Raw genomic sequence first — 18,951 nt, forward strand, 5'->3', positions numbered from 1 at the left:
CGCCGTCGGCCGGGTAGGTGGCGCCGGGCTCCGCGAGCGCCGGCACGTCCCGGAGGCGGCGCGGGCGGGCCCGCCACGCCGGTTGGCTAGGGATGCGTGGGCCCGGGCGCCGGGGCGGCCGCCGTGGCCGGGGTGGCCGCGCCGGTGCCGGCCAGGCCGGCGCGCGCGCAGGCGGGGGCGTCGCTGACCAGCCAGTCCAGCGGGTGGCCGGCAAGGAAGCGGGCATAGGCGGCGCAGCCTTCGCCTGCGGCGACCGCGTCCAGCGCGGTGCCGCTGCGCAGCGGCAACGCGTCGCTGATGACCGGGATGCCGCTGGCCGCCGCGGCCCGGAACAGCGCCGGGGCGGCGTCCTGCGGCAGGTACAGCGCCAGCGGCCGGCCGGCGGCCAGGCGTCGGTAGCGGTCCAGGTCGGCTTCGTCCTTCACCAGCACCGAGACGCGGGCGCCGCCGCCGTGGTCCAGCGCCCGGCGCGCGCTGTCCGGATCGAAGGTCAGCAGGATCGCGCGCGCCAGCAGGCGGTGGCGCCGCAGCAGCGGGCGCAGCCGCGCGGGGTCGATGTCCTTGAAGTCCAGCAGCAAGGTCACCCCCGGCGTGGCGCCGGCCCAGCGCGCGACCTGCTGGAAGCGCGGCAGCGGTTCGCCGTCGGACTCCCCGGCGGCACCGCGCAGGGCCAGCCGCGCCAGCGCCGCATCGCGCTGTCCGGCGATGGCGCCGTGGCCGGTGGTGGTGCGTTCCAGGGTGGGATCGTGCAGCAGCCACAGCGTGCCGTCGCGGCTTTGCCGCAGGTCCAGCTCGATGGCGAAGCCGGCCGCGGCGGTGGCGCGCATCTGCCGCAGGCTGTTCTCGGCCTGGTCCGGTGCCAGCCGCCCGCGGTGCGCCACCACCTCGATCGCATCGGCCGGCAGTGCCGGAGCCAGCAGGAGCAGCAGCAGGGCCGCCCGTCCGCAGGGGCTCATGGCCCGGCCTGCGCCGGCACGCCGTCGCGCCAGTGCGGCCAGTCGGCAAGGATCGCCTGCGCCAGCGCGTCGGCGACGCGGTAGGCGTTGGTGGTGGCCGGCACGAAGCCGCCGGACTTGGCATGCAGCGATTCGGCCACGTCCTCGCCGGGCGCCTCGCGGTCGAAGTTGGAACCGGCCCGCAGCACCGCCACGCGGCGCAGGTCCACGCGCCCGGCCGCGGCGCCGCGCGCGAGCGCGGCCAGGGTGGCGTTGTCCTCCATCTGTGTGGTGCACACCCGCGCCTGGCCGTCGCTGACGACCGCCACCTGCGTGGCCAGGGCCGCGGCCAGCGCGGAGCCGTGCCAATAGGTGTCCGAGGACAGCGTGTCGCAGATGCCCACCTGCGGCGGCGCGTTCGCCGGGGCCGCGGGATAGCGGGCGCGGTACCGGCGCGCGGCTTCGCCGTCGAGCAGGGCGACGCCGCGGGTCAGCGCGTAGGCGCGCTGCAGCAGGGCCTCGTCGAGCCGGTACAGTTCGGTGCCCGTGCGCCAGCCCTTCTCGCCGGGACGCGATGCGCCCAGCGCGAGGATGCCGGAGGGCCAGTCCCGCGGCGCCTGGCGCGGGTCGAGCGCGTAGGTCAGGCCGCCATCGACGACGTAGCGCGCCCAGTGCACCGAGCCCAGCGTGCCGAAGGCCGGATCGACGCCGCCGATGCCGGCGACGATCACGTAGCTGCGGCGCAGGTCGAGTTCCGCGGACAGCACCAGCGCCGCGGTCGTGCTGGCGGCGTTGGCGTAGCCCATGTCGGTGGTGGCCATGCACAGGGTCGCATCCGGGGTGCAGTGCAGTACTGGATAGCGCGGCGCCAGCCCGGGCAGCCTCACCTCGCGCACCAGTTTGGGATGCGCCGCCCCGGCCGGTTCCAGCCAGGGTTTGGCCTCGCCGTCGAACATGGTGATCACCAGCACCCGCGGGGCGAGCGGCCCGGGTTGGGCGAGGACCGGGCCCGGCACGCCGCAGATCAGCAGCAGGAACAGGCGCCAGGCAAGATGCAGGGAAGGCAGCGGGCGATGACTCGTTGCGCAGGGGCGGGTCTTCATGGCGATGGATTCGTCTGCCTCAGGCCATCGAACAGGTGGCCCATCATTGGGGCGTCGTCGCAACGTGGGAAAGGTGCTGGAACATCTCCGCGACGAACACCTTCACCCGCCCCGGCGCCGGCATCGGCGCGGGGCGCGTCCGGCAGCCGGTGGCCGCGGCGGCCACGAAGGGGGCGAGGACGGAGGAAAGGAACGGTTTCCCCGGCATCGGCGTCATCTCACCAGCCCGCCACGATGCCGTCCGAGCGCGGGTCGGCCGCTCCTTCGAGGGTGCCGTCGGCGTGGCGCACCAGCGCGCCGGCGTGGCCCATCACCGAGGTGAAGGCGGGCATCAGCTCGACCGCATGGCCGGCCGCGCGCAGCGCCTGCACCACCGCCGGGTCGAAGCGGTCCTCGAGCTTGAGCGAGGTGCTGTCCTCGCCCCAGGTGCGGCCGAGCAGCCAGCGCGGCGCGGTGACCGCCTGCTGCAGCGGTACGCCGTAGCGGGCGTAGCGGCTGAAGATCGCGGCCTGGGTCTGCGGCTGGCCTTCCCCGCCCATGGTCCCGTAGCTCATGACCCGGCCGTCGTCGAACACCGCCAGCGCCGGGTTGAGGGTGTGGAACGGCTTGCGGCCGGGCTTGAGCGCGTTCCAGCCGTAGCGGGCGAGGCGGAAGCTGCAGCCGCGGTTCTGCCAGGTGATGCCGGTGCGCGGCAGCACCAGCCCGCATCCGAACTCGAAGTAGGTCGACTGGATGCAGCTCACCATGCGGCCGGCGCCGTCGACGGCGCCGAACCAGCAGGTATCGCCGGGCTGCGAGGGCTGCGGCCACGGCAGCGCGCGCGCCGGGTCGATGCGCGCGGCCAGCGCGTCGAGCGCGGCATCGTCGTCGAGCAGCGCCTGCGCGTCGAGGCGCATGTAGGCCGGGTCGCCGACCTCGGCGTCGCGCACTAGGAACGCCTGCTTGGTCGCTTCCACCAGGCCGTGCAGGTGGTCGAAGCCATCGGCCATGTCGGCCTGCAGGCGCTCGAACAGGGCCAGGATCAGCAGGGAGGCCAGCCCCTGGGTCGGCGGGGCGTGGTTGTAGAGGGTGGCCTCGCGCAGGCGCACGTGCAGCGGCACGCTGGCTTCGGCGCGGTGCGCGTGCAGGTCGTCCAGGGCGAGCGGGCTGCCGAGCGCGGCCAGGTCCTCGGCGATGGCCGCGGCCAGCTCGCCGCGATAGAGATCGTCCAGGCCGGCGTCGGCCAGGCGCTGCAGGGTGTCGGCCAGCCGCGGCTGGCGCAGCGTGTCGCCCTCGCGCAGCGGCCGGCCTTCGGGCTCGAAGATCGCCGCATAGGCGCCGGGCTGCACCCGCAGTTCCGGTCCCTTGGCCTGGGCGATCTGCGCGCCGCCGGCGCTGACCGCCACGCCGTCGCGGGCCAGGGCGATGGCGTCCTCCAGCAGGCGCGCCAGCGGCAGCGTGCCGTCGCCGGAGGCCAGCGCCAGTGCCCAGCCGGACACGGTGCCGGCGACGGTGTTGGCCGCGCCCGGGCCGCGCCACGGGATCGCCTCGGCACCGGCGTAGAAGTCGAGCGTGGCAGCGTGCGCGGCACGGCCGCAGGCGTCGATGGCGTGCACGCGGCCGTCCGGCTCGCGGACCAGCCAGAAGCCGTCGCCGCCGATCCCGGTCATGTGCGGATAGACCACCGCCAGCGTGGCGGCCATCGCCACCGTCGCCTCCACCGCGCTGCCGCCTTCGCGCAGCACGTCGCGACCGGCCTGCGCGGCCAGGTGGTGCGGGGCCACCGCCATGCCGCGGCGCGAACGCAGGGTGTGCAGCATCAGGCGGCCCTTCATCAGGCGATCCTCCGCAGGCCGTCGTCGGGCGGGCTGCTGCCGACCAGGCCGTCGCGCTCGAGCCGGGCGGCCAGGGCGAACAGCCGGTCCTCGCGGCCGGGCGCGGCGATCAGCTGCAGGCCCAGCGGCAACCGGCCGGGACGCCATAGCGGCGCCGCCAGCACCGGGCAGCCGGCCAGCCCCAGCGGCTGGGTGAAGATGCCCAGGTTGGCGCGCGCGGACACCGGCTTGCCGTCGATCTCGATGCTGTCCTGGTCGGAGCGCGGGGCCACGCACGGCACCGCCGGGGCCACCAGCACGTCCACCTCGTCCCACAGCCGCGCCATCGCCTGGCGGAACCAGGCGGCGAACTGCTGCACGTCCAGCAGCACCCGTGCGGGCTGCTGCAGTCCGGCGAGCAGGCGGTCGCGTACCGCCGGGTCGAAGCCGGCGGCGTTCTCGCGCAGCGCGGCCAGGTGGCGATGGCCGCCCTCGATGCCGGTCATCACGAACGCGGCCGCGCGCGCGCGCTCGGCCTCGGGCAGTTCGACCAGCCGCGACACGCCCAGGTGCGCGGCCACCGCGTCCAGACCGGCGGCCAGCTCGGCATCGAGGTTGCGCGCGAACCAGCCGCCGAGGCGGGCGATGCGCAGCCGCGCCGGATCGGGCAGCACGCAGGCATCGGCGGCCATCACCCGGTACACGCGCAGCAGGTCGTCCACGCTGGTGGCGAACGGGCCGGCCACGTCGAGCGCGTCGACGAACGGGAACACGCCTTCCAATGGCACCCGCCCGTGGGTCGGGCGCAGGCCGTAGATGCCGCACAGCGCGGCCGGCACGCGGATCGAGCCGTTGGTGTCCGAGCCGAGCGCGAACGGCACCAGGCGCGCGGCCACCGCCGCCGCCGAGCCGCCGGAGGAACCGCCGGCCAGGCGCTGCGGATCGTGCGGGTTGGCGGTGGTGCCGTAGTGCGCGTTGACGGTGGCGAAGCCGTAGGCGAACTCGTCCATGTTGGTGGTGCCGGCGAGCACCGCGCCGGCCTGGCACAGGCGCCGGACCACCGCGGCATCGTGCGCGGCCGGCGCGGCATCGGCGCGCATCGCCGCCCCGGCGGTGGTCGGCAGGCCGGCGACGTCGAACAGGTCCTTGACCGCGAACGGCACGCCGGCCAGCGCGCCGCCGTCGCCGCCAGCGGCAACCGCCGCCTCCACCTGGGCGGCGCCGGCGGCAAGGCGCTCGGGCAGCAGCCGGGTGAAGGCGGCCAGCGCCGGATTGGCGCGTTCGATGCGCACCAGGGTGTCCTGGGCGTTGCGTCCGGCCTGGCCGTCGCCGCGGCGCGCCTGGTGCAGCAGCGTGGCGATGGCGCCGGGGATGGGGGTGACCGCCGCCGGCGGCGCGGGCGAGAACGTCGCCAGCAATCGCGCGTAGCCGTCGAGCAGGGCGGTGTTGCACGCGATGCCGGGCTGGTATTCGGTGGGGATGTGCATGGCTTCGGGGCTTCGCTGTTTGTGTAGGGACGGCGTCGTGGGAGCGGTGTCAGCCGCCTTGCCGATGATGCTTGCCAAGCAAAGGCTTTCGCTCCTTGCGGAGCGAGTTGCCTTGATCAGCGATTCGGCTGCTGTGAAGCGTTGCGTTGCTCGTGCAAGGAAAAGGTAACCAAAAGAAGCGTTTCTCCACAGCCGCGGGCTGGTCAAGCGCGCCCTGCCTTCGCGCCCTGCGCACTACGCGCGCCAGTTTCGCGGATCCGGCAGGCATGTTCGGAAGGAGCTTGACCGCTACGCGGCCAAGTCCAGGGCAGTCGCCTCGCGGCGCCCGCCCGCTCGCCGGGGCGAAGCCGTGCTTCGCCTCTCCCGGCTCGCCCTGCCGTGCCGGAAACGGCGCACATCCGTGTGCGTCGCTCCTGCGGGGCTTTGCCCGCTGGCTCCCGGCTGCGGAAAGGAACCGGGTAGATCAAAAGCCAAAGCGACAGCAACTCTCCCCGACCCGCGAGCACGGCCTTCGGGCGTTCATCGGCCACCAGCCGGTGGCCCGCAAGCGGATCTCCGCCCCCGGCGCTTCGCGCAAGGAAGGGGCGAAGCAACATGCTCACACCACCGGCAGCGGCGCGCCGACCGCCGGTGGCTGTTGGGCGGTCAGGCGCTCGATGAGCAGCGCTTCCAGCGCCGCCACGTCCACCTCGCGCACCACCGTCTGCAGCCGTTCGCCCAGGCCGGGCTGGTAGCCCTCCGACCAGGACACGATGTCGCCGTAGCCGGCATCGAAGCCGGTGTTGACGTCGATGTACAGCGGCTCGCTGGCGGTGGCCAGCCGCGGCTGCAGCCAGATCGCGGTGGCCAGCTCGTCCCACAGCGGGAAACCGGGTTCGCGCCGGCGCAGGGCATGGCCGATCGGGGTGTCGGCCGCACCCATGCGCGCCAGCAGCGCCGGGCTCAGCTCGGTGGCGGTGGACGGGTCCACCGGCACCATCGTCAGCTTGCGCCACGGCGCGCGGAACACGATGCGCGCGGCCTCCGGGTCCCAGCGGATGTTGAACTCGCGCCGCGGCGAGTTGACGAACTCGCGGGCGAACTGCCGCGCCGAGACGCTGTCCAGCCGCCGCTGCGGGTTGAGGCTGCCGCCCATGTACACCAGCTCGCCGACCAGGCCGGCGAAGGCCGGGTCCAGCGACTGCGCCAGTGCCAGGTTGGTCAGCGGGCCGGTGGCGACGATGCTGACCTGGCCGGGGTACTGCCGCACCATGCGCAGCATGAACAGCGCGGCGTGCTCCTCGCGCGGGCGCACCACCGACGGGTTGCCCAGCGCCAGCTCGGGCACCACGTCGTGGGCGTGGTAGCGCGGCGCGCTCTGCACGGTGTCGCCCTCGACCCACTGTTTCGTCCACGCGCCCTTCCACAGCAGCTTGCCGTGCAGGGCCTCCCAGCGCTCGGTGGCGGCCTCGGAGTTGAGCAGCGGGAACACCGGGCCGGGCAGCACCGGCACCTCGGGGCGGCCGGCGATCTCCAGCAGCCGGCAGGTATGCGCCAGCGCCTCGTCGCGCCAGATGTTGCCGCTGACCGCGGAGATGCCCAGCACCTCGACCTCGGGCGATTGCAGCAGCAGCACCTGCGCGGGGGTGAAGCCGTCGATGTCGTCCTCGAGGATGACCTTGCGGCGCGGCGGGAAGGCTTCGGGCGGAATCGTCATGCGCTGGGCGGGATCCAGGGAGGGAGCGGCCCGCCCGGGAGCGGGCCGCGGAAATGGGGGCGCCGCGCGTCGATGCGCGGCGCCGGGCGCGGCGGAAGCGGGCGCTCCCGCCACGATGCCACGGCTACAGGTCGAACGAAGCGCCGAAGGTGACCATGAAGGTGCGGTCCTGCAGCAGCTGCCAGGTCGCCGCGCTGGCGGCCGTGGTCAGGGACGTCGTCGAGGAGTAGTTCAGCGCCTTGCGGTCGCCGAGGTTGAACACGTTGACCTTCAGGTAGGGCTTCTTGAGGCTGCCCAGGTCCTGGAAGTTCCAGCCGCCGTTGAGGTTGAACACCGCGAAGCCGCCGGCGTAGGAGCCGGCCGCGTTGGTGAACGTGCCCCAGATGCCGCTCTGCACGGTGGCGCTCAGGCTGGCCCAGAACGGGCCGTCGGTATAGTTCAGCGCGGCGTAGCCGGCGTGCTTGGGCGTGTTGACCAGGGTGCTGCCGCCGATCAGGTAGGTGCTGGTGCCGAAGGTCAGGTCGTCCTGGATCGTGGCCTTGGTGTAGGCATAGGACGTGTACAGGTTCCAGTTGTCGTTGAACTTGTAGCTGAACTCGCCGTTGACGCCGCGCATGTGCACCGCGCCCAGCGGGAAGTACACGTACTGGCTGGTGACCGCGTCGGTGCCGCTGAACTGCTTGTTCTTGAAGTTGGTGGCGAACACGTCGATCACCGTGCTGACCTTGTCGCCGTAGAAGCGCCAGCCCAGGTCGGCGGTGGTGGCCTGCTCCGGATCGGCATCGCCCGCGCTCACGCTGGTGCCGTGGGCGGCGGCATAGGCGGCGTTGTAGACGTCGTCGATGGCCGCCAGCGCGATCGGCGCGCGGTAGGTCTTGCCGATGCCGAAGTACAGCTGGTTGGCGTCGTCGAGCTGGTACTTGACGCCGGCGCTGGGGGTGAACTTCTTGTAGTCCTTGCCGCCGGAGGCGTAGAACTCGGTGGTCGTGCCCCAGTTCGGCTGGTTCCAGTACCAGCCCTTGCGCGTCACCCAGGTGTAGGCGCCGCCGACGGTGACCGACAGGGCATCGGTCGGCGTCCAGGTGTTGTTGAGGAACACGCGCTTGGTCGGGGTGACCGCGTAGTAGCTGTAGGCGACGTACGGGCTGCCGTTGGTCGTGGGCAGGTAGTAGGCGCTGTTGTGGGCCCACAGGTCGGACATGTTGCCGCCGGCATCCACGCCCAGGCGCGCGTTGAGGCCCTGCTGGCGCGGGCGTTCGTACAGGAAGCCGTACTCCAGGCTGTCGTTCTCGCTGAAGTCCTGCTTGAACTTGACGTGGATGCCCGGGCGGTAGGTGTCGGAGGTGTAGAAGTTGTAGTAGTTGCCCACGCCGGTGCCCGAGCCGGAACCGCCGCCGCCGTAGCCGTAGACGAAGTACGGCACCACCGACAGGTGCAGGCTGTCGGTCAGGGTGAACTCGCCGTCGAGGCTGGCGATCCAGCTGCGGAACGGGTTGGTCTGCAGGCCGCTGTAGGTGTTGGCCGAGGCCGGGTTGTAGAAGCGGTCGTAGCCGAGCTTGTAGTTGCTGGCCTGGGCCTGCGCCTTGGTCAGGGCGCGGTAGTTGTTCTTCATCTCGCGGTTGTACTGCAGCGAGGCGGTGATCGAGTTGCCGTCGTCGATGGTCCACACCGACTTGCCGTCGATCTTGGTCACCTTGGCCTGGCCGGCGCCGCGCCACAGGTCGGTCTGGTTGTTGGAATAGGAGAGCCACGAGCGCACCGGGCCGAGGTCGCCGGTGTTGTAGCGCACGAAGGTGCGCTTGTAGCTGTTGCTGCCGAAGCTCTGGCTGAGGTCCACGCCGGCGTCGTGGGTCGGGTCGACCGTGACCCAGGCGATGTTGCCGCCGGCCGCGCCGATCACCGGCGAGGTCACGCTGGGGAAGCCCTGCTCGACGGTGATGTCGCCCATGTTCTCGGTGTCGCCGTACTCGGTGGCGTACATCTTGTAGTTGCCCGAGTCGTTGATCGGCACGCCGTTGACGGTCACGCCCACTTCGTCGGCGGGGAAACCGCGCACGGTGAAGGCGCCGTCGTTCAGGCCGGTGACGTCGTTGGTGGCCGAGATCGCGCCCGGGATCGAGCTGAGCATCTGGGTGAAGTTGGCGCCGGGCGCGGCCTTCAGGATGGCCTCGCGGCCGATCGTGGACACGGCCTTTGAGGCGGCCTGGTACTGCATGTTGCCACCGCCGATGGACTCGATCTGGCCGCTGACCTGGATCGCGTCGAGCTGCTGCACGCGCTTGGTGGCGTTGGAGTTGGTGGTGTTGGAGGTGGTGGTGACGCTGCTGCTGTTGCGCGCGGCGGTGTCCTGGTCGGACTGCGATTGCGCCAGCGCGGCAGGGGGAAGACAGAGGGCGGAGCCGATGGCCAGGGCCAGGAGCGTGATCTTCATGGAAGTACCTGTGTGTGTGGATCTGCGTGGATGAGCGGTGCGGCGGACAACGGTGCAGCGGCGGGGCGAGGCCATCCATGGGCCGGGTCGGTCGTTCGTCCTGGAGCGATCAGGGAGGTGGCAGCGGCGAAGCGTGGGGCGGGGCACCGCGATGGCGCTTCGTGTCTTGGTGCAAGGGGTGGACCGCCGGCGCCGCGACGCGGTGGCCGGCCTCGTGGACGGCAGGCCGCGCCGGTACCCGGCCGCTGCCGCAGGCAGGCGGGTTCCGGCCCGGCATGGGCAGGCAGGCCCGGTTGGCGGTGCGCGGTGCGTACGGCAGCACCGGGGTGCTGCCGCGGTGCCCGCGGTCGCGCCGGCCGGCGACGCCCGCCGCCGCCGCCGTGCGGATCCGCGCCTGCCGCAGGGACGGCGACGCGTTCATGCCGCCGGCTCCTCCTGCAGCACCGCATCCTCGAAGCGGGCGAATTGCTCCTCCAGCCGCCATTGCAGGCCGGCCCGCGGACTGGCCTGCAGCAGCGCGCGGCAGGCCGGCGGCGGCGCCTGCCACGCCGCCAGGGCGGGCGCGCAGGCCGGCACCGGATTGCCGTCGGCCTGCCACAGGCTCGCACCGGGCAGGAAGGCGTGGCTCAGGCCGTTGCGCGCGATGCGCTTGAGCGCGGCGTAGTCCAGCCCGTGCTCGGTCACCGCGCGCTGGTATTCGCCGGTCATGTCCCCGCGCGATACCCCCTCGTCGTCGGTGGACAGCACCACCGGCACGCCGGCGGCCAGGTACATCGCCAGCGGATGCACGCCGCCGCGCACGCCGAGGATCTGGTCGTTGCTGGTCAGGTTGACCTCGACCGCGACCTGGCGCGTGCGCATGGTGCGCAGCAACGCCTGCGGCGCGTCTTCGTGGGCCAGGTCGGTGCCGTGGCCGATGCGCGCGGCACCGGCGGCCACCGCCTCGCGGATGTGGAAGCGCAGGTCGGCCGGCGGCACCAGGCCCGGCGCCAGTTCGCCGGCATGCAGGCTCAGCTGCACCTGCGGGTAGCGGGAGGAGAAGAAACGGAACATCGCCATGTGCGCGCGGTAGTCGGCACGTGCGACCGGGGCGTCCTCCGGGGCGACGATGTTGACCCCGACATAGCGCGGGTCGGCGGCCACCAGGGCGTAGTTCAGCGCCATCTGCCCGAACACGAACGGCTGCGGCAGCGTGCGCAGCACGTAGGCAAGGTAGCGGTATTCCACCTGGCAGCCGGGCGAGGCGTCGGGCTGGCCGCAGCGCATCAGGCGCCGCACCTGCGCATCGGTGCGGTCGGTGTCCTCGCGTGCGGCGCGTACCAGCGCCGGCAGCTCGGGCGCGATCCGCGCCAGGTCCGCGGCCGGATCGCCGGCATCCCAGGCCGCCGCCTGCATATGCTTGCCGAGCACGTCGCTCTGGTCCGGGTTGAGGATCAGCTCCACGTAGCCCACCTGGTCGCGCGCGGCCTGTTCCAGGGTGGCGACGATGCCGTCGGCACGGCGCGCGCGGGAGATCGCGCCGAACTTGCCGAAGGTGGCGAAGAAGCGGTCGTGGCCCGAGGGCTGCTGCGCCGACGGCAGGAAGTTGCGCATCGACAGCGCGTCCACGACCTGCGCATACAGTGCCGGATCGCGCGCGCCCAGCCCGCGCGCCGGCACCTGGTCCGGGCGGCACGGCGGCGGCCGCAGTGCATGGTCCCCGTCCACGCACCAGCCGTCCTCGTCGGCCCAGCGCAGGAAATCCTCCGCGTAGACCGAGCCGCCGGCATGGTTGTGCAGGTCCGCGCCCTTGGGCATGCGCTGCAGGAAGGCGCGCAGCTGCGTCGGCGAGGCGCTGGCCTGCTGCATCAGCCGCCCGACCTGCGCCTCGCGCGCGGCTGGCGTGCCGGCCGGCCGGGCCTGCGCCGGCGCGGCCAGGGCCGCGGCCAGCACGAGCGCGGCCAGTGACCACGGGGACGGGGAGCGGCCGGTACGGATCATGCAGTCATTCCAGGGCGTGGCGGAGCAGGAACAGGGCGGTGATGGCCCAGGTGGCGCCATGCACCTCGCGCCAGCGGCCGGTGCCGAGCCTGAGCGCGACGTGGGCGACGAAGCCCAGCGCCAGGCCGTCGGCGATCGAGTAGGTCAGCGGCATGGCCAGCGCGCAGGCGGCCGCGGGCAGCGCGCCGGCGAGGTCGTCCCAGTCGATCTCGGCCAGCTCGCGGAGCATGCCCAGGGCCACGTAGACCAGTGCCGGCGCGGTGGCGCAGGCCGGCACCATCGCGGTCAGCGGCGAGAACAGCAGCGCCAGCAGGAACAGCGCCGCCACGGTCAGCGCCACCAGCCCGGTGCGGCCGCCGGCCTGCACCCCGGCCGCGCTCTCCACGTAGGCGGTGGTGCTGGAGGTGCCGAGCAGCGAGCCGGCCAGGATCGCGCCGCTGTCGGCGAACAGGGCGCGGTTGAACTGGCGCTGGCGCGCCGGCGTGCCGAGCAGGCCGGCGCGCTTGGCCACGCCCATCAGCGTGCCGGTGGCATCGAACACCTCCACCAGCACGAACACCAGCACCACGTGCAGCACCGCGGTGAGCGCGGAACCGGCGCTGTGGCCGTGCAGCGCGCCGGCGATGTCCAGCCTGAGGAAGGTCGGCGCCAGGCTCGGCGGCCAGGACACCAGGCCCTGCCAGTGCACCAGGCCCAGCGCCCAGGCCGCGGCGGTGACGGCGAGGATGCCGATCAGGATCGCCCCGCGCACCCGGCGCAGGTCGAGGATGGCGATCAGCAGCAGGCCGCCCAATGCCAGCAGCGGCTCGGCCCGGTGCAGGTCGCCGAGGGTGACCAGGGTGACCAGGGTGGCCGGGCTGGCCACCACCAGTCCGGCCTTCTGCAGGCCGATGAAGCCCAGGAACAGGCCGATGCCGGCGGCGATGCCGCTGCGCAGCGAGACCGGGATGCCGGCCACCAGCCAGCCGCGCGCCCCGGTCACGGTCAGCAGCAGGAACAGGCAGCCGGAGACGAACACCAGGCCCAGCGCCTGCTGCCAGCCATAGCCGAGCGTGCCGACCACGGTGTAGGCGAAGAACGCGTTCAGCCCCATGCCCGGGGCCAGGCCGATGGGATAGTTGGCGACCAGGCCCATCAGCAGCGAACCCAGCGCCGCGGCCAAGCAGGTGGCCACGAACACCGCGCCGCGGTCCATGCCGGTGGAGGACAGGATGTCGGGATTGACGAAGACGATGTAGGACATCGTCAGGAAGGTGGTCAGGCCGGCCAGCAGCTCGGTGCGCGGGCTGCTGCCTTCGGCGGCGATGCCGAACCTGTCCAGGACCTTCATGCCTGGCCTCCGGCGGGGGCGCCCGGGCGGCGGCGAGAGCGGGAAGCGATGGCGACCGGTCTCATGGGGGACGTGGGCCTGGCGAGGTGGCGGCAGGGCCAATGGGCGCCATGATGCCGCAACGCAGCATCCCGTGTGTGGCGGGACTGCCACATACGGCACCCACGCCGGTCGGCGGCGGGGAGCCCGGCCTCACAGGTCCAGTACCAGCCGCGGCGAGCGGCTGCGCGAGCAACACGGGGTGATGCGGGTGTTGGCGGCGTGCTCGGCCGCGCTCATCACCGCGTCGCGGTGGTCGGGGGTGCCGGCGACCACGCGGGTCAGGCAGGCGCCGCAGATGCCCTGCTCGCACGACACCGGCAACGGCACGCCGGCGGCCGCCAGGGCCTGGGCGATGGTGGTATCGGCGGCGACCTCGACCACCTCGCCGGTGGAGGCCAGTTCCACCTCGAAGGCGGTGTCGCCCGGCTGCGGGCCGCTGGCGGTGCCGGCGAAGTGCTCGCGATGGACCTGGTCGCCGCGCCAGCCATGCGCGGTGGCCAGTGCCGAGAAGCGGTCCATGAACGCGTTCGGCCCGCACAGGTACAGGTGGCCGGCGGCCTGCATCAGTTCCTCCGGCACGTGCCGGCGCGGGCTCTCGCCGGCACTGCTGGCGTGCAGCTCCACCCGGCCATGGGCGAAGCCGGCGCGCAGGCGCTCGGCGAACGCGGCCTGCGCCGGCGCGTGCACGTAGTAATGCAGCACGAACGGCTCGCCGCGCGCTTCCAGCGCCTGCGCCATCGACAGCAGCGGGGTGATGCCGATGCCGGCGGCCAGCAGCAGGTGCGGGCCCTGCGGCTGCAGCGCGAACAGGTTGCGCGGCGCGGAGATCCACAGCCGGTGGCCGGGCCCGAGCTGCTCGTGCAGGTGGCGCGAACCGCCGCGCGAGTCGGGCTCGCGCTTGACGCACAGCAGGTAGTGGTCGTGCGCGGCCGGATCGCTGGCGATGGAGTACTGGCGCACCAGCCCGCCGGGCAGGTGCACGTCCACGTGGGCACCGGCCGCGAACGGCGGCAGCGGCTCGAACACCGGCTCCAGGCGCAGGGCGCGGTTGCCCTCGCCCTGGTCGGTGGCTTCGGTGACGACGACCTGGAACAGGGACATGGCCGCCACCTCAGCGCAGGAAGAAGTCGCTGTAGCCGTCGCGGCGCAGGGCGCGGCGGTAGGCGATCGAGCTGCGGTCGGCGGGGATGTGCACCTCCAGCAGCGGATCCAGCGGCAGGTACTCGGGGCGCTGGGTCTCCACCATCGACCGGTCCTCCTCGAACACGCGCAGGTTGAAGGCGTGCACGTCCTCCACCGGCACGTGCAGGTCGAAGTTGCGGGCGATGGGCACGAACAGGCGGGTGCGGTGCTTGGATACCGGCGAAGCCGCGTTCATGATCACCAGCCGCTGGCCGGGCGTGGGGAAGTGGATGGTCAGCGTCGCGGTGAACGGCACGTGCACCTCGAAGTGGCGCAGCCACAGGAAGCCCGGCGGCATCGGCCCCGGGTCCACGCCCTTGCCGTAGTTGCTCACCGTGCTCAGGTAGTCGGCGGTGAAGCCGGCGGCGGTCTCGGCGGTGGTGTAGGCCGGCACTTCCTGGTTGTCCGGATCGGCGAAGGTGGCGGTGTGGATCCAGGCGAAGTGGGCCACGTCGATGAAGCCCTCGACCTGGCGCGCGGCCGAACCGGCGATGTCGAAGGGCGGGCAGTTGATCTGCTGGTAGCCGGCGTCGTCCCAGTGCGGCATCGGCGGGATGTCCGCTTCCTCGCCCGGGCCCAGCGGCGGGCGCGACAGGCACACCCACACCAGGCCGTAGCGCTCGGCCACCGCATAGGTGTGCAGCCTCATCTTGCCGGGGATGGCCTGGCCCGGGCTGGCCGGGATGCGGTTGCAGCGGCCGCCGGCGCCGAAGCGCAGGCCGTGGTACGGGCACACCACGCCCTGGCCGTCGGCGAACCCCTTGCTCAGCGGCACGCCGCGGTGCGGGCACACGTCGCGCGCCGCCACCAGCTCGCCGTCCACGCGGTACAGCACCAGCGGCTCGTCCAGCAGCGTGGCCTTGACCGGGGCCTGGCCGACATCGCCGGACAGGGCCACCGCATGCCAGTGCCGGGCCAGCCGCAGCCAGTCGCCCTCCTCGAAGGTGCAGTCCAGGGGCAGGGTGGGAACGGCGGCATCCATCGGCGGTCTCGTGGCGGGCGCAGGGCGGCGGGAGCGTGCCTGGCGCGGATCGCGCCGGACGGTTTCACTCTAGGAACCGCCTCGTGTCATGATCAAACACCGTTTTTGGGCTATCGCGTTGCGAAAAAGGCAACGCCACCACCATGTTCACCTTCTCCCGCTTCACCCGCTACTTCATCGAGGTCGCGCGCCAGGGCAGCATCCGCAAGGCCTCGGACGTGCTGCACGTATCCGCCTCGGCGATCGACCGGCAGATCCTGCGCGCCGAGGAGGAACTGGGGGCGCAGCTGTTCGAGCGCCTGCCCGGGCGGCTGCGCCTGACCGCGGCCGGCGAGCTGCTGCTGGTGGACGTCAAGCAATGGGAGAAGAGCTTCACCCGTACCCTGGAGCGCTTCGACGAGCTCAAGGGACTGCGCCGCGGCCATGTCGAGATCGCGCTGATCGACGCCCTCAGCGAGGGCATGGCGATGCAGGCCATCGCCGCGCTGATCCGCGAGTACCCGGGCATCACCTTCAGCCTGGTCACCGCCGGCAACCAGGAGGTGGCGCGCCGCATCGCCGCCGCCGAGGTGGACTTCGGGCTGATGCTCGACCCCGTCGCCGGGACCGCGCTGGAGGTGCGGGCGTTCGCCGAGGTGCCGCTGGGCATCGCCATGCCGCCCGGGCACCCGCTGGCCGCGCACCGCGAACTGCAGCTGCCCGAGACGCTGGAGCACGGGCTGCTGCTGCCGGATGCGCCGTTGATGGTGTCCGAGCACGCCAAGGTGCTGTACCAGCGCCAGCACGTGGACGTCTCGCGGCTGACCCGCTGCAACGACGTGCGCATGCTGCGCGCGCTGATCCACGACGGCGCCGGCGTCGGCCTGCTGTCGTGGCTGGACGTGGCCCCCGACGTCGCCGCCGGGCGCCTGGCCTTCGTGCCACTGCGCGCGCACCTGACCAAGCCGCTCACCCTGGCCCTGTGCGTGGCCCCGCAGCGCCAGCTCTCGCGCGCGGCGCAGCTGGCCATCCAGGCCTTGACGCCGGCGGTGGAGAGCGGCGTGGGCTGGGATCCGCCGGGCGCTTGAGGCGGGGAATTGCGTCTTCCGGCGACGGGGATCGGATGCGCCCTGGCCGGTTGGTTCGCGGGCGCGGCCGGCGGGCGGTGGATCGCCGCCGGCGCGGACGCGCGGCGAAGCGTCAGCCTTGCGCGCGGCCCAGCTCGTAGGCCTGCAGGTGGCTGTAGGCCGCCTCCAGCAGCGGCGAGGCATGGCCGCTGGCCCGCACGCGCTCGAGCATGTCGCCGACGATCTGGTCGGCCTCCACCCGCTGGCCGGCCTGCAGGTCGCGCAGCATCGAGGCGGTCAGCGCCGAGCCGGCCTCGGTCAGCGTGGCCAGGGCCTTGGCGCGGACCGCGTCCGGGACCGGCTCGCCGGCCGCCGCGGCGGCAAGCAGGCAGTCGCGGTACAGCCGCTCCATCAGCGCGGCACCGTCGGCAGTGGCGACGATGCGCCCGACCGGCGCGCGCAGCAGGCAGGTGCCGGCCGCCAGCGCCGCCAGGAAGGTGAACTTGCTCCACTGGTCGCGGGCGATGTGCGACGAGGCCAGGTGGTCGATGCCGGCCAGCGTGCAGGCCTCGGCGAAAGCGCGCACGCGCGCGCTGTCGGCGCCGCCGTCGCGCTCGCCGAAGGTGATCGAGGCCGGCTTGCCCAGGTGCAGCACTTCCCCGTCCGTGCCCTTGGCCGCGCTGATGAAGCACAGCCCGCCGAGCACGTGGTCGTGGCCGAAGCGCGCGTCCAGCGCCGCGTAGTGGCGCAGGCCGTTGAGGATCGGCAGCACCGTGGTACCTGCGCCGACCGCGGGCGCGACCGCCGCGATCGCGCTGTCCAGGTCGTAGGCCTTGCAGCTCAGGATCACCAGGTCGAACGGCCGCGCCCGGGCCAGCGCCGGCAACGCCTCGGCAACGACGTGCGCCACCGCCAGGCGGGCATCGCCGAGCGGGCTGCGGACCACCAGCCCGTCGCGGTCCAGCTGCGCGGCACGCGCCGGCCGCACCAGGAAGGTGACGTCGACGCCGGCCTGGGCCAGGCGAGCGCCGAAGTAGCCGCCGGTCCCGCCGGCGCCGAGGATCAGGATGCGCATGGGGTATCGTGCCTGCACGGTTCGTGTGGCGCCATGATCGCGCGGCCGGTACCGGCCCGCCACCCGACGATGGTCAGCGCTTGACCAGCTCGACCCGGCGGTTGCGTGCCTTGCCGGCCTCGCTGCCGTTGTCGGCCACCGGGTCGCTGGCGCCGAAGCCGGCCGCCGACAGGCGCGCCGCATCGATCCCCTGCGCGGTCACGGCAGCGGCCACGGCCCGGGCGCGGCCCTCGGACAGGGCCTGGTTGTGCGTGGCGTTGCCGGTGTCGTCGGTATAGCCGTTCACCGCCAGCTTCAGGCCCGGGTCCTGTTCGAGCAGCTGCACGACCTGGGCGATCTGTGGCCGCGAATCGGGCAGGATGTCGGTCCTGTCGGTGGCGAAGTTCACGTGCAGGGCGACCTTGCCGGCGGTATCGATCTGGGCCTTCAGCTCGCTGGCAGGGATCAGCTGCGCGGTCCGCGCGAACGCCTTCTCCTTGCCGACGATGTACCAGCCCTCGGCCGAGTTGGTGACCAGCTGCAGCCAGATGTTGCCGTCGTCGCGATGGATCACATAGGTGCGTGCCGGCTCGTTGTACACATCGCCCAGGCCGGTGATGAAGCCTTGGGTGATCTCGTTGCCCCAGCCATCGATCACCTGTCCGGGGATTCTCTCCTCGGAGACCTTCTGCCCGCCCATCTGCGAGACCAGCGCCTCGAAGTTCCTGGCCACCTCGTACTCGGACATGGCGTGGCCATCCTCGGGCACGAACTCGGTGAGCTGGAACCGGCCCTCCACCCATGCCGGCGCGCCTTTGACCCAGAACGGGAAGCGGGCGAATGCCTTGTCCTCGGTATTGCTGACCTTGTAGCCGGCGGGCAGGGTGACGTAGGGAAACGGGCCGAGCGTGGCCGTGGATACGGGGATGCTGTCGATGTCGAAGCCGGCGCCTGCCGGCGCGGCACCACTGGCCGCCGGTGGCGCGTCCGCCACCTGTGCAGCAGTGTCGGCAGCGGCCTTGGCCTGTGGTGCGTCGTCATCGGCGGACGTGTCGTGCTTCCGGCAGCCAGTGGCGGTGGCGGCGATCGAGATGGCCAGCGTCAGGCCAAGCATGCGCAAGCTGTTGTTCAAGTCGTGGGCTCCTGTCACGTGTACTGGGCCGATGGGCCCCTGGAAAGAATCGGTATCCGGCTCGGGCCGGGCGATGATGCCGGCAGTCGCATGAATCCCGGATGGCACCGATCGGGCCGCAGGGTCGACCCCGGTCATGGTGCCGACGCCGACCGCACTGGCATGGCCGGCGGGTCGAACAGGGCATCGGGTACTGTGCCGTAGCGGACCTGTTCCACCCGCCACTGCCGGGGGCGTCCGGTGCCTGTGTCGGCGCTGTAGCCGAGCACGAAGCCGGTCTTCGCATCGAGCCACATGCTGCCGCGCGAGCTGCGGCCGGGCCCGCGCGGCGAGGACAGCCGGTAGCGCCATTGCACGGCATCGCGCCCTGCGACTTTCCCGCGCTCGATCGCCTGGCAGTCGGCGAACATGCCCAGTCCGTCGCAGGGAGCGCCGGGGTCGAAGCGCAGCGGCCAGGGCGTATTGGCCACGGGCATTGCTCCGGCGTGTCCGTCCATCACCCAGGCGACAGGCGCGCCGCGCACCGCCAGCAGGGCGCGGTGCGCGCCTTGGTCGTCATCGAATTCGATCCGCAGATCGTCGCCGCGGAAATACACGGTTACCCGAGCGGGTGCGGCGGGTCCGGCGGCGTGGCCGAACTGGTCCGTGGCCACCTCGGCGACACCGGACAGGGGCAGCCCGGCTGCGGCGCCTCCCGGCACCGGCAGCATCAGCGTCAGCATCGCCGTTGCACCAAGGACACATCCGGGAGTGGCGTG

At 72.7% G+C, this 18,951-nt stretch carries 14 protein-coding genes; 1 reads left to right on the forward strand and 13 read right to left on the reverse strand.

The genetic code is table 11. The features are described 5' to 3' along the window. Positions 1–86: 86 nt before the first annotated feature. From BN3794_RS03055 to BN3794_RS03105, 10 genes are all read right to left on the reverse strand, one after another. A complete protein-coding gene (locus tag BN3794_RS03055; protein ID WP_066093135.1) occupies positions 87–956 on the reverse strand; it encodes a glycerophosphodiester phosphodiesterase family protein in 870 nt (289 codons plus the stop codon). Next, a complete protein-coding gene (locus tag BN3794_RS03060) occupies positions 953–2,038 on the reverse strand; it encodes a purine-nucleoside phosphorylase (RefSeq protein ID WP_078059563.1) in 1,086 nt (361 codons plus the stop codon). Before BN3794_RS03060 ends, BN3794_RS03055 begins: the two co-directional genes overlap by 4 nt. Before the next feature lie 218 nt (positions 2,039–2,256). After that, on the reverse strand, positions 2,257–3,837 hold the full coding sequence (locus BN3794_RS03065) for a gamma-glutamyltransferase family protein (RefSeq protein ID WP_066093343.1): 1,581 nt from the start codon (positions 3,835–3,837) through the stop codon (positions 2,257–2,259). A 14-nt stretch (positions 3,838–3,851) separates the two neighbouring features. Then, positions 3,852–5,318, reverse strand: coding sequence for an AtzE family amidohydrolase (locus BN3794_RS03070; RefSeq protein WP_066093138.1), 1,467 nt, complete (start codon positions 5,316–5,318; stop codon positions 3,852–3,854). Between the two features lie 598 nt (positions 5,319–5,916). Then, positions 5,917–7,014, reverse strand: coding sequence for a nucleoside hydrolase (locus tag BN3794_RS03075; RefSeq protein ID WP_066093141.1), 1,098 nt, complete (start codon positions 7,012–7,014; stop codon positions 5,917–5,919). A gap of 124 nt (positions 7,015–7,138) precedes the next feature. Next, positions 7,139–9,445, reverse strand: a complete 2,307-nt coding sequence (locus BN3794_RS03080; RefSeq protein ID WP_066093143.1) for a TonB-dependent receptor — start codon at positions 9,443–9,445, stop codon at positions 7,139–7,141. Between the two features lie 417 nt (positions 9,446–9,862). Further along, positions 9,863–11,425, reverse strand: a complete 1,563-nt coding sequence (locus BN3794_RS03090) for an adenosine deaminase family protein (RefSeq protein ID WP_066093149.1) — start codon at positions 11,423–11,425, stop codon at positions 9,863–9,865. 4 nt (positions 11,426–11,429) lie between these two features. Further along, positions 11,430–12,755: an NCS2 family permease gene (locus BN3794_RS03095; protein ID WP_066093152.1), complete on the reverse strand. Its 1,326-nt coding sequence runs from the start codon at positions 12,753–12,755 to the stop codon at positions 11,430–11,432. Between the two features lie 192 nt (positions 12,756–12,947). Continuing rightward, entirely contained in the window at positions 12,948–13,898 is a 951-nt protein-coding gene (locus BN3794_RS03100; RefSeq protein WP_066093346.1) for a PDR/VanB family oxidoreductase, read from the reverse strand. Between the two features lie 10 nt (positions 13,899–13,908). Next, positions 13,909–14,961 carry an aromatic ring-hydroxylating oxygenase subunit alpha gene (locus tag BN3794_RS03105; RefSeq protein WP_066093155.1) on the reverse strand — a complete coding sequence of 351 codons (1,053 nt, stop codon included), beginning with the start codon at positions 14,959–14,961 and terminating at the stop codon, positions 13,909–13,911. A gap of 143 nt (positions 14,962–15,104) precedes the next feature. Here BN3794_RS03105 and BN3794_RS03110 point away from each other — a divergent pair, with 143 nt between their 5' ends. Next, positions 15,105–16,028, forward strand: a complete 924-nt coding sequence (locus tag BN3794_RS03110; protein WP_066093157.1) for a LysR family transcriptional regulator — start codon at positions 15,105–15,107, stop codon at positions 16,026–16,028. Positions 16,029–16,140: 112 nt separating this feature from the next. Here the strand turns inward: BN3794_RS03110 and panE are convergent, their stop codons facing one another. The 3 genes from panE to BN3794_RS03125 all read right to left on the reverse strand — a co-directional run bounded on the left by panE (position 16,141) and on the right by BN3794_RS03125 (position 18,915). Continuing rightward, positions 16,141–17,082 (reverse strand): 2-dehydropantoate 2-reductase, encoded by a 942-nt coding sequence (panE, locus tag BN3794_RS03115; RefSeq protein WP_066093160.1) that lies wholly within the window; start codon positions 17,080–17,082, stop codon positions 16,141–16,143. A gap of 73 nt (positions 17,083–17,155) precedes the next feature. Further along, on the reverse strand, positions 17,156–18,193 hold the full coding sequence (locus tag BN3794_RS03120; RefSeq protein ID WP_236493166.1) for an OmpA family protein: 1,038 nt from the start codon (positions 18,191–18,193) through the stop codon (positions 17,156–17,158). A 134-nt stretch (positions 18,194–18,327) separates the two neighbouring features. Next, positions 18,328–18,915 carry a hypothetical protein gene (locus BN3794_RS03125; RefSeq protein WP_147675631.1) on the reverse strand — a complete coding sequence of 196 codons (588 nt, stop codon included), beginning with the start codon at positions 18,913–18,915 and terminating at the stop codon, positions 18,328–18,330. Between the last annotated feature and the right edge of the window lie 36 nt (positions 18,916–18,951).

This window comes from Xanthomonas massiliensis, from assembly GCF_900018785.1.
Taxonomy (GTDB): Bacteria; Pseudomonadota; Gammaproteobacteria; order Xanthomonadales; family Xanthomonadaceae; genus Xanthomonas_B; species Xanthomonas_B massiliensis.